This window comes from Allotabrizicola aquatica (SeqCode) (genome assembly GCF_965194375.1).
GTDB classification, from domain to species: Bacteria; Pseudomonadota; Alphaproteobacteria; order Rhodobacterales; family Rhodobacteraceae; genus Tabrizicola_A; species Tabrizicola_A aquatica.
This window is the reverse complement of the sequence record NZ_CBDAEL010000001.1, coordinates 333,915-346,721: the sequence shown is the minus strand read 5'-3', so window position 1 is coordinate 346,721 and position 12,807 is coordinate 333,915. Positions and strand designations below refer to the sequence as shown.

The 12,807-nt window shown below is 63.9% G+C and carries 17 protein-coding genes; 3 read left to right on the top strand and 14 right to left on the bottom strand.

Translation table 11 applies throughout. The annotated features are described in order from the left end of the window. Positions 1-46: 46 nt before the first annotated feature. Positions 47-826, bottom strand: a complete 780-nt coding sequence (locus AC72UB_RS01695) for a F0F1 ATP synthase subunit A (RefSeq protein WP_505188227.1) — start codon at positions 824-826, stop codon at positions 47-49. After that, positions 816-1,157 carry an AtpZ/AtpI family protein gene (locus AC72UB_RS01690; RefSeq protein ID WP_463290720.1) on the bottom strand — a complete coding sequence of 114 codons (342 nt, stop codon included), beginning with the start codon at positions 1,155-1,157 and terminating at the stop codon, positions 816-818. The genes AC72UB_RS01695 and AC72UB_RS01690 overlap by 11 nt, the downstream gene beginning before the upstream one ends. A gap of 217 nt (positions 1,158-1,374) precedes the next feature. Here AC72UB_RS01690 and AC72UB_RS01685 point away from each other — a divergent pair, with 217 nt between their 5' ends. Next, entirely contained in the window at positions 1,375-1,734 is a 360-nt protein-coding gene (locus AC72UB_RS01685) for an ArsR/SmtB family transcription factor (RefSeq protein ID WP_463290721.1), read from the top strand. A gap of 93 nt (positions 1,735-1,827) precedes the next feature. Here AC72UB_RS01685 and AC72UB_RS01680 read toward each other — a convergent pair whose 3' ends face one another. Next, complete coding sequence (locus AC72UB_RS01680) at positions 1,828-3,336, bottom strand: malonate--CoA ligase (RefSeq protein ID WP_505188402.1); 1,509 nt, start codon at positions 3,334-3,336, stop codon at positions 1,828-1,830. A 184-nt stretch (positions 3,337-3,520) separates the two neighbouring features. Here AC72UB_RS01680 and AC72UB_RS01675 point away from each other — a divergent pair, with 184 nt between their 5' ends. Beyond that, complete coding sequence (locus AC72UB_RS01675; protein WP_505188226.1) at positions 3,521-3,697, top strand: hypothetical protein; 177 nt, start codon at positions 3,521-3,523, stop codon at positions 3,695-3,697. Here the strand turns inward: AC72UB_RS01675 and AC72UB_RS01670 are convergent. The 3 genes from AC72UB_RS01670 to rplS form a co-directional block, all read right to left on the bottom strand. After that, positions 3,654-4,463 carry a division plane positioning ATPase MipZ gene (locus AC72UB_RS01670; protein WP_505188225.1) on the bottom strand — a complete coding sequence of 270 codons (810 nt, stop codon included), beginning with the start codon at positions 4,461-4,463 and terminating at the stop codon, positions 3,654-3,656. The genes AC72UB_RS01675 and AC72UB_RS01670 overlap by 44 nt on opposite strands. 187 nt (positions 4,464-4,650) lie before the next feature. Beyond that, on the bottom strand, positions 4,651-4,872 hold the full coding sequence (rpmE, locus tag AC72UB_RS01665) for a 50S ribosomal protein L31 (protein ID WP_463290723.1): 222 nt from the start codon (positions 4,870-4,872) through the stop codon (positions 4,651-4,653). Between the two features lie 11 nt (positions 4,873-4,883). Continuing rightward, positions 4,884-5,258, bottom strand: coding sequence for a 50S ribosomal protein L19 (gene rplS, locus AC72UB_RS01660; protein ID WP_463290724.1), 375 nt, complete (start codon positions 5,256-5,258; stop codon positions 4,884-4,886). 408 nt (positions 5,259-5,666) lie between these two features. Here rplS and AC72UB_RS01655 point away from each other — a divergent pair, with 408 nt between their 5' ends. Continuing rightward, positions 5,667-6,470: a CHAD domain-containing protein gene (locus tag AC72UB_RS01655; protein ID WP_505188224.1), complete on the top strand. Its 804-nt coding sequence runs from the start codon at positions 5,667-5,669 to the stop codon at positions 6,468-6,470. 82 nt (positions 6,471-6,552) lie between these two features. Here the strand turns inward: AC72UB_RS01655 and trmD are convergent, their stop codons facing one another. From trmD to ffh, 8 genes are all read right to left on the bottom strand, one after another. Continuing rightward, complete coding sequence (trmD, locus tag AC72UB_RS01650) at positions 6,553-7,356, bottom strand: tRNA (guanosine(37)-N1)-methyltransferase TrmD (RefSeq protein WP_505188223.1); 804 nt, start codon at positions 7,354-7,356, stop codon at positions 6,553-6,555. 67 nt (positions 7,357-7,423) lie between these two features. Further along, positions 7,424-8,227, bottom strand: coding sequence for a hypothetical protein (locus tag AC72UB_RS01645; protein WP_505188222.1), 804 nt, complete (start codon positions 8,225-8,227; stop codon positions 7,424-7,426). Position 8,228: 1 nt separating this feature from the next. Continuing rightward, positions 8,229-9,164 carry a hypothetical protein gene (locus AC72UB_RS01640; RefSeq protein WP_505188221.1) on the bottom strand — a complete coding sequence of 312 codons (936 nt, stop codon included), beginning with the start codon at positions 9,162-9,164 and terminating at the stop codon, positions 8,229-8,231. Positions 9,165-9,212: 48 nt separating this feature from the next. Then, a complete protein-coding gene (gene rimM, locus AC72UB_RS01635) occupies positions 9,213-9,719 on the bottom strand; it encodes a ribosome maturation factor RimM (RefSeq protein ID WP_505188220.1) in 507 nt (168 codons plus the stop codon). A 236-nt stretch (positions 9,720-9,955) separates the two neighbouring features. Continuing rightward, positions 9,956-10,309: a 30S ribosomal protein S16 gene (gene rpsP, locus AC72UB_RS01630; protein ID WP_463290729.1), complete on the bottom strand. Its 354-nt coding sequence runs from the start codon at positions 10,307-10,309 to the stop codon at positions 9,956-9,958. Positions 10,310-10,360: 51 nt separating this feature from the next. After that, the gene (locus AC72UB_RS01625; protein ID WP_505188219.1) at positions 10,361-10,657 is read right to left on the bottom strand and encodes a chorismate mutase; all 297 of its coding nucleotides are present in this window, start codon (positions 10,655-10,657) and stop codon (positions 10,361-10,363) included. Between the two features lie 55 nt (positions 10,658-10,712). Further along, a complete protein-coding gene (locus AC72UB_RS01620; protein ID WP_505188218.1) occupies positions 10,713-11,249 on the bottom strand; it encodes a GNAT family N-acetyltransferase in 537 nt (178 codons plus the stop codon). Continuing rightward, the gene (gene ffh / locus AC72UB_RS01615; RefSeq protein WP_505188401.1) at positions 11,246-12,742 is read right to left on the bottom strand and encodes a signal recognition particle protein; all 1,497 of its coding nucleotides are present in this window, start codon (positions 12,740-12,742) and stop codon (positions 11,246-11,248) included. The genes AC72UB_RS01620 and ffh overlap by 4 nt, the downstream gene beginning before the upstream one ends. Between the last annotated feature and the right edge of the window lie 65 nt (positions 12,743-12,807).

Here is a 12,807-nt window from a genome sequence, read left to right as displayed (position 1 = left end):
CTTCTCCTTACGATGGAATAGTCAGTTTGATAGTCCGGCCTGCGGATCAGTGCCCCGGATGGAGCGCGTCTTTCAGATAGACGCAGGCGAGAATGGTGAACACGTAGGCCTGGATAAAGGCCACCAGCACTTCCAGCGCATAGATCGCCGTGATTGCCAGAATTGAAATCGGGGTGACCACAAGGCCGATGCCCGTGGAAATCAGGACCAAAGGCGCAAAGGCTGCGAACACCTTGATCACCGCGTGACCAGCCATGATGTTGCCCGCAAGACGGATCGAGTGGCTCACAGGGCGCACGAAGTACGAGATGACCTCGATCACAGCAATGATCGGGCGCAGCACCAAGGGCGCATCCGACATCCAGAACAGACCCAGAAAGTGCATGCCGTTTTTGGCAAAGCCCAGAATGGTCACGAAGATGAAGAAGCCAAAGCCCAAGACCGCCGTCACAGCGATATGGCTTGTGGGTGTGAACGAACCCGGGATCAGGCCAAGGAAGTTCGCGGTCAGGATAAATATAAAGAGCGTCATGATCAACGGGAAGTACTTGGCCCCGTCATGGCCCGCCACATCCTCAACCATCTTGTAGACAAAGCCATAAGCCAACTCGCCGACCGACTGCATCCGCGTCGGGATCAGGGCGCGGCCCTTGGACCCCAAGACGAAGATCGCGAAGATCGTGATCACGGCCAAGGCCATCCACAGGGTGGTGTTGGTGGGGGTATACCACTCGATCGGGCCTTCGCCAAACAACCGGGTGATCTTGAACTGGTCCAGCGGGTGGAAAACCAGGCTTTCGCCCTGTGCTGCGCTCTCAGTTGCCACGTCCGTCTTCCCCTTCTTCAGCCGCCTTCGCGGCCCGTCGCATCTCTACTTCCTTCGCCGAGCGCAGCATGGTTTTGATACCCGCCGCCAAGCCCGCGAAGATGAACAGCACCAGAAAAATCGGCATGGTCCCAAACAGGTGGTCCAGCCCGTATCCGATGCCAAAGCCGATCGCGAGACCGGCCACCAGCTCAATCACCATCCGCCATGCCAACTGGGCCTGCGAATACTTATCTCCCTCGGCGCTGCGCGGTGGATCCACCGCCTTCTTCGCCTCGGCGATCCGCTTTTCCAGCGCCTCAAGTCGTGCGCGGTCAGCCTCTGACACCATGGCAAAACGCCTCCAGAGAAGTTGCAGGACAACTACGAAAGCCAACGCCCTGAGTCAAGACGCCAAAACAGCCCCGAAAGACCCTATAGGCCCTTGAAAATACTTGATTTTACAATCCGCCGCACCCCGCAGCCCAAGCACGCAGCCCGTTCCGGAGCCAAAGGCGTCATTCAACCATCCGGTTGACGATTGCGGCCACCCATCGCAATAGTCCCCCATGGCCCCTTCGCTTGACACCACCTTTGCCGCCCTTGCAGACCCCACGCGCCGGGCCATTCTGGCCATGCTCTTGGAAGATGACATGGCCGTCACCGATGTGGCCGAGCCTTTCGACATCTCGCTCGCCGCCATCTCAAAACACCTCGGCATCCTCGCCGAGGCCGGGCTTATCAGCCGCGAAAAGCGCGGCCGCGTGATCTGGTGCAAACTCGAACCCGACGCCCTGCGCGCCGCAAGCGTCTGGATGCAGGGCTTTGGCCAGTTCGAACCCGTCGACCTCGACGCTTTCGAGAAATTCCTCGAAACCGAACTTGTCGAACCCGAGTTTCATCTTGGCGAAAATACTCTCGGGGGGTGAGCGCGGGACGCGCGAGGGGGGCAGACAGCCCCCCTTACCGCAGCGGGGACGTCGCCCCCGACGAGAAGCCGAAGGCGCCCGAGGAGGCGCGGCTTAGCCCTGAAACCACCCCGCATAGGTCTTGCGCAGTTCCGCCTTTTGCACCTTGCCCATGGCATTGCGCGGCAGCGCCTCCAGCACCACCGCGGCCTTGGGTTGCTTGAACTTGGCCAACCGCTCCTTCAACCCCGCGAGCACCGTGGCAGGCTCCAAGACCGCGCCCGTCTTGGCCACCAAAACCGCAAACACCGCCTCGCCGAAATCCGGATGCGGCAACCCGATCACCGCGCTTTCCAACACGCCGGGCTGGTCATCCAGCGCCATTTCAACCTCAATCGGATAGACATTGAACCCGCCTGTGATCACCAGATCCTTGGCACGCCCCACGATCTGCACATAGCCATCGCCGTCAATTCGCCCCAGATCGCCGGTGATGAACCACCCATCCGCCCGCAACTCTTCAGCGGTCTTTTCCGGCATCTGCCAATAGCCCGCAAACACATTCGGGCCCCGCACCTCGATGCCGCCCACCTCACCGGGCGCGACCGGCGCCCCCTCCCCCATGATCCGCAGCTCCACCCCCGGCAGCGGGAACCCCACCGTCCCCGCCCGCCGCTCGCCCTCATAGGGGTTCGAGGTGTTCATGTTGGTTTCCGTCATACCATAGCGTTCCAAAATCCGGTGCCCCGTGCGCGCCTCAAAGGCCACATGGGTTTCGGCCAACAGCGGGGCCGATCCCGACACGAACAACCGCATATGCGCCACCAACGCACGGCTGAACCGCGCATCGTCCAACAGCCGGGTGTAAAAGGTCGGCACGCCCATCATCGCCGTGGCACGCGGCAGCGCGGCCAGCACCTGCTCCAGATCAAAGCCGGGCAGGAAAATCATCTGCCCCCCCGTCAGCAGGCTGACGTTGCTCGCCACAAACAGCCCGTGGGTGTGAAAGATCGGCAGCGCGTGCAACAGCACATCGCGCTCGGTGAAGCGCCAAAGATCGGCCAAGACCTTTGCATTCGACAACAAGTTGTCATGGCTCAGCATCGCCCCCTTTGACCGCCCCGTGGTCCCCGACGTGTACAGGATCGCCGCCAGATCCCCTGGCGCGCGGTCCACCGGGGCAAAGGTCGTGGGCTGCGCGGCCATCCGGTCGGCAAAACTGCCCGATCCCGCGCCATCCAGCGTCTCGATCTCCACGCCATGCGCCGTGGCCACGCTCGCCATCGCCGCCGCGCGCGCAGGGTCGGACAGAAACAACGATGGCCCGGCATTGCCCAGAAAATAGCCAATCTCCTCCGGCGTATAGGCCGTGTTCAACGGCAAGAACACCGCCCCGATCGACACGGTCGCGGCATAAATCGCCAAGGCTTCGGGCGATTTGGCAATCTGCACCGCCACCCGATCCCCCGACCGCACCCCCGCAGCTTGCAGGCCCCGCGCCGCCTGCGCGATGCGGTCGTGAAACGCAGCCCCAGTGATCTCCCGGCCATCCGGCAGCTGCATCAACACCGTGCGCCGCGCCGCAAGCGGTGCAAAAAGCGTGTCATAAAGCGGATTTGCCATCAAAACCCCCGGATTGGCCGGCCTTGGTTCTGCCATGCCAAGCGGCAAGCCTTCAAGCCGCTTTGGAAACCCATTGTTTCCAGATCCTGCTCGCTGCGCCGCAATTCACCGCAAAGCGGCCATGCTCTTGCCGGGCCCGCGGCTCAGGATCACGCCATCACACTGCAAGACCGGAGGGCCCCACATGGCCAAGCTGATCCCTTTCCTTGCCCAGTTCGGGCTTTTCGCCCAAAAGCCGGAGGCCGCCGATCTCTTCGATCTGCGCCTCACCCGCATCGGCACCCGCGAGGCGCGGGCGCGCAGTCTGGGACTGACCTTTAAAAGTCGACCGTCACATTCGGCAGGCGCAGCGACTTCATAAGCTCGCGCACCTCTTGCCTTGCGGCCACGTTGGACAGGTTCATCTGGTCCACGCCCGTGTCCTTCAAGTCCAACACCGTCAGCCCGCGCGGGAACAGCTCGCGGAAGATCACCCGCTCGGCAAAGCCCGGCACTACGCGAAAGCCGATCCGGCGCGACAGGTCTTCCAAGGCCGCCCCCACCTTGCGCTTGTTGTGCATGGCCTGCGCGCCCAAACGGTTGCGCAGCACGATCCAGTCAATCGGCTTCAACCCCGCCTGCGCCCGCAACTGCCGCGCATTCCACACCATTTCGGCATAGATCGACGGACCTTTGACCTTACCAGTCTCCGGATCCACCCGCGCCAAAAGGTCAAAATCCACGAAACTGTCGTTCAAGGGCGTGATCAGCGTATCGGCCAGCGAATGGGCGACCTGACTCAGCCGGGTATGGCTGCCGGGGCAATCGATGATGATGAAATCGCTCACCGCCTCCAACGCTGCCACCGCAGCCGAGAGCCGCGCGTCAAAGGCGTTTTCGCCCTCCTGCAAAGCCTCAGGCGCCAACTCGGGCAGATCGCTGTAGCTTGGGCTTGGCAGGTCCAACCCCGCCCGCTTCAGATAGGCCACGCGGTTCTCGACATAGCGGCCAAAGCTTTTCTGCCGCAGATCCAGATCCAGCCCGCCCACCCGAAACCCCAGACGCGCCAGCGCCGTGGCGACATGCATCGAGGTGGTCGATTTGCCCGACCCACCCTTTTCGTTCCCGACAACGATGATATGCGCCATGGCAGGCACCCCCTAACACAGCCCCCACATGGGGCACCCTCAAATCCTAGGACGCCTCGGCTAGCGAAGGAAGCCTGCCAACGCAAGGGCTCAAAGATCATGCCCGCCCAGCACCCGCCGCCAAAGCAACGGCCACAAACGAAAAGGGGCGCCCAAAGGCGCCCCCCAATCTTCGCGGCAGTCCGGCTTAGAAGCCCAGACCGGCGTATTTGTTCTTGAACTTCGACACACGGCCGCCGGTGTCCATCAGCTTGGCGGTCTGGCCGGTCCAAGCGGGGTGCGACAGCGGATCGATGTCGAGCGACATCGTCTCGCCTTCCTTGCCCCAAGTGGTCTTGGTGCGGAAGGTGGTGCCGTCGGTCATTTTCACTTCGATGAAGTGATAGTCGGGGTGAATACCGTCTCTCATGGCGCCTCTCCTCACTCAGCTTTTTCTTTGTAGTTGGTGACTTCGGCGATACGGGCCGATTTGCCGCGACGCGCGCGCAGATAGTACAGCTTGGCGCGACGCACCTTACCGCGACGCACCACTTCGATGCTGTCGATGTTGGTCGAATAGAGCGGGAACACACGTTCCACGCCTTCGCCAAACGAAATCTTGCGAACCGTGAACGAGGCCGAGATGGTCAAGCCGCCCTTGCGGCCGATCACGACGCCTTCGTAGTTCTGCACGCGCGAACGCGTGCCTTCGGTCACTTTGTAACCGACTTTCACGGTATCCCCGGCTTTGAAATCCGGAATTTTCTTGCCAAGCGCAGCGATCTGCTCGGCTTCGAGTTGTTCGATCAGGTTCATGCCTGTCTCCATATGCCCGTGGTATGCCCACAGAGGTGATGCCGCGTCAGAGCTTCTGGTCTTCGATCGGGTCCCTACATCCGTAAGCCCGCCAGAGATGCCGCATGCCGTGTCTTGTCGCGCGCCCAGTGCCCTTGGCCGGTGGAAGGAACCGGAAACAGGCATAGGGAATCGCATCCGATGGGCAAAAGCCCCGGACAGGCGGCGTATAGGGAAACGGGGGGCGGGGGTCAAGCAGAACCGCGCCGCCCACCGCCCCCCAAATGCCGCCCGCCTGCGGCCCGTCATTGCACCGTTACATGGCACCCCTAGCCTACGCGGCGTTCACGGGCCGCGCAGCGGTCCCGCCCCCCGACGCCGGAGACCATCGTGCTTGCCGCTGCAGACCACATCACCATCCCGCAAGACATGCCCCCGACTGCGGCTTTGCTGCATCTTGCCGACAGCCTGACCGCTGCGGTGGAAGCCAACCTGACCCTCCTCATGGCCGACGACAGCGCCGACCCCGTCCACAAGGCCCGCGTCGCCCTGCGCCGGTTTCGGACCCTTCTCGACGCCTTCGCACCGATCCTCGACGATGACCTCTCCGACGCCCTGCACGACCGCAGCCGCGCGCTCTTTCGTGTCTTGGGGGCGATCCGCGACGCGGATGTGATGGCCGCGCGCTTTGCCGAGACCGACCGCGCCGCAAAATCCGCCACCCATGCCGCCCACCAACGCCAAAAGGGCCGCAAGGCGCTCAAGCGCAAAAAGGCCGCCGGGTTTCGCGACTGGGTGCAAAAGCGCTTCAGCGGCAAACGCTGGCGCCAAACCGGTAAGAAGGCCCGCACGCTGCGCGAGGGTCCGATGACCGTCCTGGCCGCACTGGCGCTGGACCGCGCTTGGGCCGAGGCGCTGTCAAACGGCGCCGATCTGCTGCAAATGTCGGCCCGCGCGCAGCACGACCTGCGCAAAGACCTCAAGGCCCTGCGCTACCTTAGCGAATTCTTCCAAGACCTCTGGCCCGAGGCCCCGTCAGACCTGTTTCTGGCCGATCTGCGCGCCATGCAGGACGATCTGGGCGAGGTCAGCGACTCTGAGACCGCCCGCGCCCTTGGCCATGACGACACCACCGACATCGGCGCCCCCCAGTCCCGCGCCGCGACCGCTTGGGCCAGCCTCGTGGCGCGCGGACCGTGGTGGCAGGCGGATCTGTTTGAGGCGGACAGCTGACACACCTCCTCGCGCACGTCGTGCACGCGTCGGTGCGGCCCCAGGAGGAGCGCACGACGTGCCCGACGCGTGACCCGGCGCGTTACCCCCGCCGCTTGTCCCACAAATCCGGCCGCCGCTCCTGCGTCAGCTTCTCGGCCTCGGCGCGGCGCCACTTGGCGATCTTGCCATGGTCGCCCCCGGTCAGCACCGCCGGAATCTCGCGGCCCTCCCACTCTTGCGGGCGGGTGTATTGCGGATGCTCCAACAGCCCGTGGGAATGGCTTTCCTCTTCAATGCTTTCGGCATTGCCCAAAACGCCGGGGATCAGCCGCACGGTCGCATCCAGCATCGCCTGTGCGGCAATCTCGCCGCCGGTCAGCACGAAATCCCCCAAGGACACCTCTTCAATGTCCCAATGGTCCAGCACCCGCTGATCCACGCCTTCAAACCGACCACACAACAGCGTAATCCCATCCGCCGCCGCCCATGTGCGCGCGGTCGCCTGATCAAACGGTTTGCCGCGCGGCGACAGATAGACCACCGGCCAACGCGCCCGGTCGCGCGGGGTGCCATCGGCGGCCACCCGCAACGCGGCATCCACCACATCGGCGCGCAAAACCATCCCCGCGCCGCCCCCCGCTGGGGTGTCATCGACATTGCGATGCTTGCCAAGACCAAAGCCCCGCAGATCAATCGCCTCCAACCGCCAGCGCCCCATCTCCAGCGCCTTGCCCGTCAACGACAGGCCCAAAGCCCCCGGAAAGGCATCGGGAAACAGCGTGACAATCTTGGCCACCCAAGCGCCCTTCAGCAAAAGCGGCTCTTCCATCAAGACACGCGGCTTCAGGCTGGCGCTGATCTGCAACCGGCCATGGGATTTCGGCTTGTCGGGTGTCTCGCTCATGCGCGGCTCGCGGCTGAAAGGGTCATGCGCGGTTCTACCCGTCCCGGCACGGGGGCGAAAGGGGCGATCAGCCCTCCTCCCCCGCCAGCATCCGCATCACGCCGCGCATCGCCATTTTCGCCTGCTCCAACTCCTCGGGCGGCAGCTTGGCGCGGTTCAGCATGACAAACGGATCCGCCAACCCCTCGACCGAGCGGCGCTTGTGCGCGCCCGTCGGCGCCAACCCCTGCCGCAGCGCGTCGGGCATCTCGATAAGGTCGTAAATCGCATCCACAAAGGCCAACCGCTGGCCCAGCAGGTGTTCCATCGGCGCGACATGCACCTCCGCCCTGCCCTGCAAAGCCGCGCGCAAAGGCGCGATCACCGCGTCAAAATCGGCGGCCGGGGCGAACTCTTTGCAAAACCGCCGCTGTTTCAGCATCATCTCCGGATGCAGCGCCAACTGCCAGTGCACCGACCGCAGCCAAGGCCCCGCCGCGCGGGTGGTCAGAACCACCCCCACCTCCGCCCCCGGAAACCGCGCGGCCAAGGCCGCCACGGCAGCCGGCACCGTAATGACCGCGGCGCGATAGTCCACCACCCCAAACCGCCCCGGGATATGGCCCACCAGATCTTCGGACGACACCACCAGATGCCGTCCCTCCAAGGGCGGCAACCGCGCCACCCAATCCCGCATCCCCTGCGCCAGCGCGCGCGCATCCACCGTCAGACAGAACCCCCGCGCCGCCTCGGCCGCGCGCGACAGATGCGGCGTGCCCTGCGGGGTCTCGAAATGGGCAAACCCGGCCAGCGCCGCGCGGTGCGCATCCAGCGTCACCTGCAGGCTGGTGGTGCCCGTCTTGTGAAACCCCGCATGCAACACGATCCGCATGCTAAGACTGCCCCCCGTTGGCCAGCGCCCCCGGCTTGGCCATCGCCGCCTTCGCCCGCGTCAAAGCCTTGGCCAAGGCCGCCAACTCGGCCGCAGCCCCCGGCACACGGGCCGCCAGCGCCATCACATCTTCCGGATCCGGGCAATCGGCCAGCCGATCCGGCTTCTGCGCCACCAAATACGCACAGCGCGCGGCAAAGAGCGCCAGCGTCGCCCCATCCGTAAGCGCCCGAAACACCGCCATCGGATAGGTCGAGCCTTGCAGCAAATCCACCACCGGAGGGTCGGTCGCATGCACCGCCGCCGCGCGGCGCACCACCGCTGTGGCCGATCCGTCATAGATCGGGTCCATCAACGCCACCCGCAGCGCCTCATGCGAGGTCAGGTTCGCCATCGCATGCAGATGATCGGCCAAAAGCTCGGGCGCCGCCTCGGCGGGCAGACGATCCAACGCCGCCACCATCCGCGCCGCAACCTCGGTCCGACGCTTCAGATCGTCAGCCGGGGCCGGGTCCTCCTCAGCCTCCAGCCGCGCCAGCGCCTCGTCCAGAACAACCTCACCCGTGTCAGCCCGCCACGGGTCCCAGATCATCCGCGCGAGCGGAATGGACAGGAAGGACACCGCCACCGGCAGCATCAACGGAATGGCAGGCATCACCCCCAAAACCCCGCCAATCCCCCGGCCAATCCCCAGACTGACCGCCACCAGCAAAAGCTGCACAAGGCTTTGGGTCAACAGCGCAATCAGCGCCTCAGGGCGCGACCAATCGACCAGTGTGCGCGGCCATTGCTGGGGGCGCAGAATAAACAGCCACAGCAGAAAAATTCCAACAAACAAAGGAACAACGTGCCAGCCAAACCCGGCTACTCCGGCCAAAAGCGGCCCAAAATACAAAAGCGCCGTCGCCCCTTTCAGCAACCGCAAGCGTGCCTGCATGCCAAACCCCTAAACCAATGCGCCGCCATCGTGGCGCGGGGCGGGGCGTTAGTCCAGCCCCTCCGGCAGGTCCACCACCACCCGGCCCGCAGCCAGATCAACTGTCGGCACCGCCGCCATCGTAAAGGGCAGCATCAGGGCAGTCTTGCGCCCCGGCCCGGTGATTTCCAAAATATCCCCGGCCCCATGATTGTGCACCGCGACAACCGAGCCAAGCATAACCCCGCCCGTGTCCACCGCCTGCAAGCCAATCAGATCAGAATGATAAAACTCGTCATCCGGCAACGAAGGCAGCCGGGTGCGATCGACATAAAGCTCGGTGCCGCGCAGCGCGTCGGCCTCTTCCTTGGTCTTGATGCCCGTGACGCGCGCGCCAAGGCCACCGGCCACCGGGCGCGTCAGCTTGACCACAAAACTGCGGCTGCCATCTTCGGTGTACAAAGGGCCATAATCGGCAATCGCGGTGGGGTCGGCGCAAAACGACTTCAACCGCACCTCTCCGGCCACCCCAAAGGCCCCGGTGATCGCGCCAACACAGATCCGCTCACTGCTCATAGGTCATGCCTCACCTGTCAGGGCTGATGGATCACGGCTGAAAACGCGGCCCCTCATGGCAAAGGGGCCGCATTGGTGCAAAATCCACGTGGGTCAAACTGCCCACCGGCCGCCGCACAGGCACCCGCCTGCGTGGACCCGGCGAACTGGACACCGGCCCAAAACGACGCGGCACAGAGCGCAATCGTGATGGACCGGCGGATCAGACCCAATCCGGGGATGATCGAAAACAAGGCTTATTCAGAAGCCGGAGCTTCGGAACGTGCGGCCTTCTTGGCAGCGCGCTCAGCCATGGCTTTGCCGGGGGTGCCGGTCTTCGGGTTCGAACGGGCTTTCTTGGCCAGAACGCCAGCCGATTCCAAGAAGCGGGCAACGCGGTCAGTCGGCTGGGCGCCGGTGGCCAACAGGGCCTTGATGCGGTCAAGGTTCATCACAACGCGGTGCTCGTCGTCCTTGGCCAGCATCGGGTTATAGGTGCCCAGCTTTTCCAAGAAACGGCCGTCGCGCGGCATACGGCTGTCGGTGGCGACGATGGCATAGTGCGGACGCTTTTTGCTGCCACCACGGGCCAGACGGATTTTCAACGACATAGGGTAGTCTCCTTTGGGTTGTTCGTTTGGCGGCATCGCCGCCGGGGTTGGTTATTTCTGCAGTTTCTCGTGATGCCTGATGACTTCACCGATGATGAAGGTCAGGAATTTCTTGGCGAGGTCGGGATCAAGGTCGGCCTCGCGGGCCAGCTGTTCCAGCCGTGCCATCTGATGCGCCTCGCGGTTCGGGTCCGAAGGCGGCAAGTCATGCTCGGCCTTCAGCTTGCCCACCGCTTGTGTGCGCTTGAACCGCTCGGCCAGCGTGTAAACCAAAATGGCATCCAGCCGGTCGATCGACTGGCGATGCTCTTTCAACACCTCGGCAGCACGCGTGCTGGTATCGGTCATTGCGGCTCTCCGGTGTGGCAAGAAAGGTAAAGCGTGGGCGCAAGGCGCGAGAGGGTCATGCAGCCCCCCGATCTGTCATTGAAAACCCACCCGCCGCGGCGCGCAGGTCATGCACGATCACCACATCGCCGGGGTCAATCCCCGGACGGCTCGCGTCAATCCGACCGCCCAGCCGCAGGCCGAGCGCAATGGACCGCGCGTTGCCCCCGTCGATGATATTGGTGATCTCATCCCAACCAAAGGCCCCACGCACCCAAGCCATCACGGCGCGTGCAGCCTCGGCGGCAATGCCGCGGCCCTCAGCCTCGGGCACCACAAACCAGCCCAGCTCCGGCTCGGGATATTCGGCGGCGTGATAGATGCCCACCTCGCCGACATAGCCGCCGTTTTCCTCGACCGAGAACGGCCCATAGCCCATCAGCGGCCACTGCCCGACCTCAGACGCCCAAACCCGCCATGCCGCAGTGCGCGACAAGGGACCACCCTCCCACACCGACCGGTCCGACGCATAGAACGCCGCCCGGTGCTGGAAATCTTGCAGCACGGGCATGCGCAGCGTCAAACGGCCTGTCTGCAGGGTGGGGGCGATCATTTCTTCTTCATCATCCCCGAAAGGCCCGCCGGCAGCGTCATCCCGCGCGGCATGCCGGGGAAGCCGCCGCCCATGCCCATGCCCTCTTTCATGCCCTTGGCGGCCGCAGCCAATTCGTCGGGCGACATCTTGGACGGGTCGGGCAGGCCGCCTTTGCCCATCATCTGCTTGATGGCTTGCTTCATCATGCCACCCTTGCCCATCTTCTTCATCATGTCGGCCATCTGCTGATGCTGTTTCATCAGCTTGTTCAACTCCGACACTTCAAGCCCCGCGCCCTTGGCGATCCGCTTCTTCCGGCTCGCCGCCAGCAGGTCTGGATTGGCCCGCTCTTTCTTGGTCATCGAGTTGATCAACGCGATCTGGCGCTGCAGCATCTTGTCGTTCAGACCCGCCGCCTCGGCCTGCTTGGCCATATTGCCCATGCCGGGCAACATCCCCATCAACCCCTGCATCCCGCCCATCTTGACCATCTGCTCAAGCTGGCCGCGCATGTCGTTCATGTTAAAGAGACCCTTGGCGAAGCGCTTGGCCATCCGCTCGGCCTGCTCGGCCTCAAAGGTCTCACGCGCCTTCTCGACCAAGGCGACAATATCGCCCATCCCCAGAATCCGGCCCGCCACACGCTCGGCCTCAAAGGTCTCGATGGCGTCCATTTTCTCGCCCAGACCGACAAACCGAATAGGCTTGCCCGTCACAGCCCGCATCGACAGCGCCGCACCGCCGCGCCCGTCGCCATCCATCCGCGTCAGGACAACGCCGGTAATGCCAACCTTGCCGTCAAACTCGGTCGCCACATTCACGGCGTCCTGACCGGTCAGACCATCCACCACCAACAAGGTCTCACGCGGCTGCGCAATATCGCGCACCGCCTGCACCTCATCCATCAGCACTTCGTCAATGTGCAGACGTCCCGCGGTATCCAAGAAGAGCACATCATAACCACCCAACGTGGCCTGAGTTTTCGCCCGCTTGGCGATCTGCACCGCAGTCTCGCCCTTGACGATCGGCAGGCTGTCAACGCCCACCTGACCCGCCAAAATCGCCAACTGCTCCATCGCGGCCGGACGGTTGGTGTCCAAAGACGCCAACAACACCTTCTTGCCGTTCTTTTCCTTCAACCGCTTGGCGAGCTTCGCCGTCGTCGTGGTTTTCCCCGACCCCTGCAAACCCACCATCAAGATCGCACTCGGCGGGTTGTCGATCTTCAACGCATCCGGCGCACCGTCGCCCGCCAGCACATGCACCAACTCGTCGTGAACGATCTTCACCACCTGCTGGCCCGGCGTGATCGACTTGGTCACCGCCTGCCCCGTGGCCTTGACCTTCACCGCCTTGATGAAATCCCGCGCAACCGGCAACGAGACATCGGCCTCAAGGAGCGCCGTCCGAACCTCGCGCAGCGCCGCATCAACATCGGCCTCACTCAAGGCGCCAGCCTTGGTCAGCTTGTCAAAGACCGACCCAAGGCGTTCGGAAAGGCTCTCAAACATCAGCGCATCCTTTTGACGGTTCAGCCCCAACAAGGGGGCGGCGGAGGGGTGTTCCCAAGCCCAAA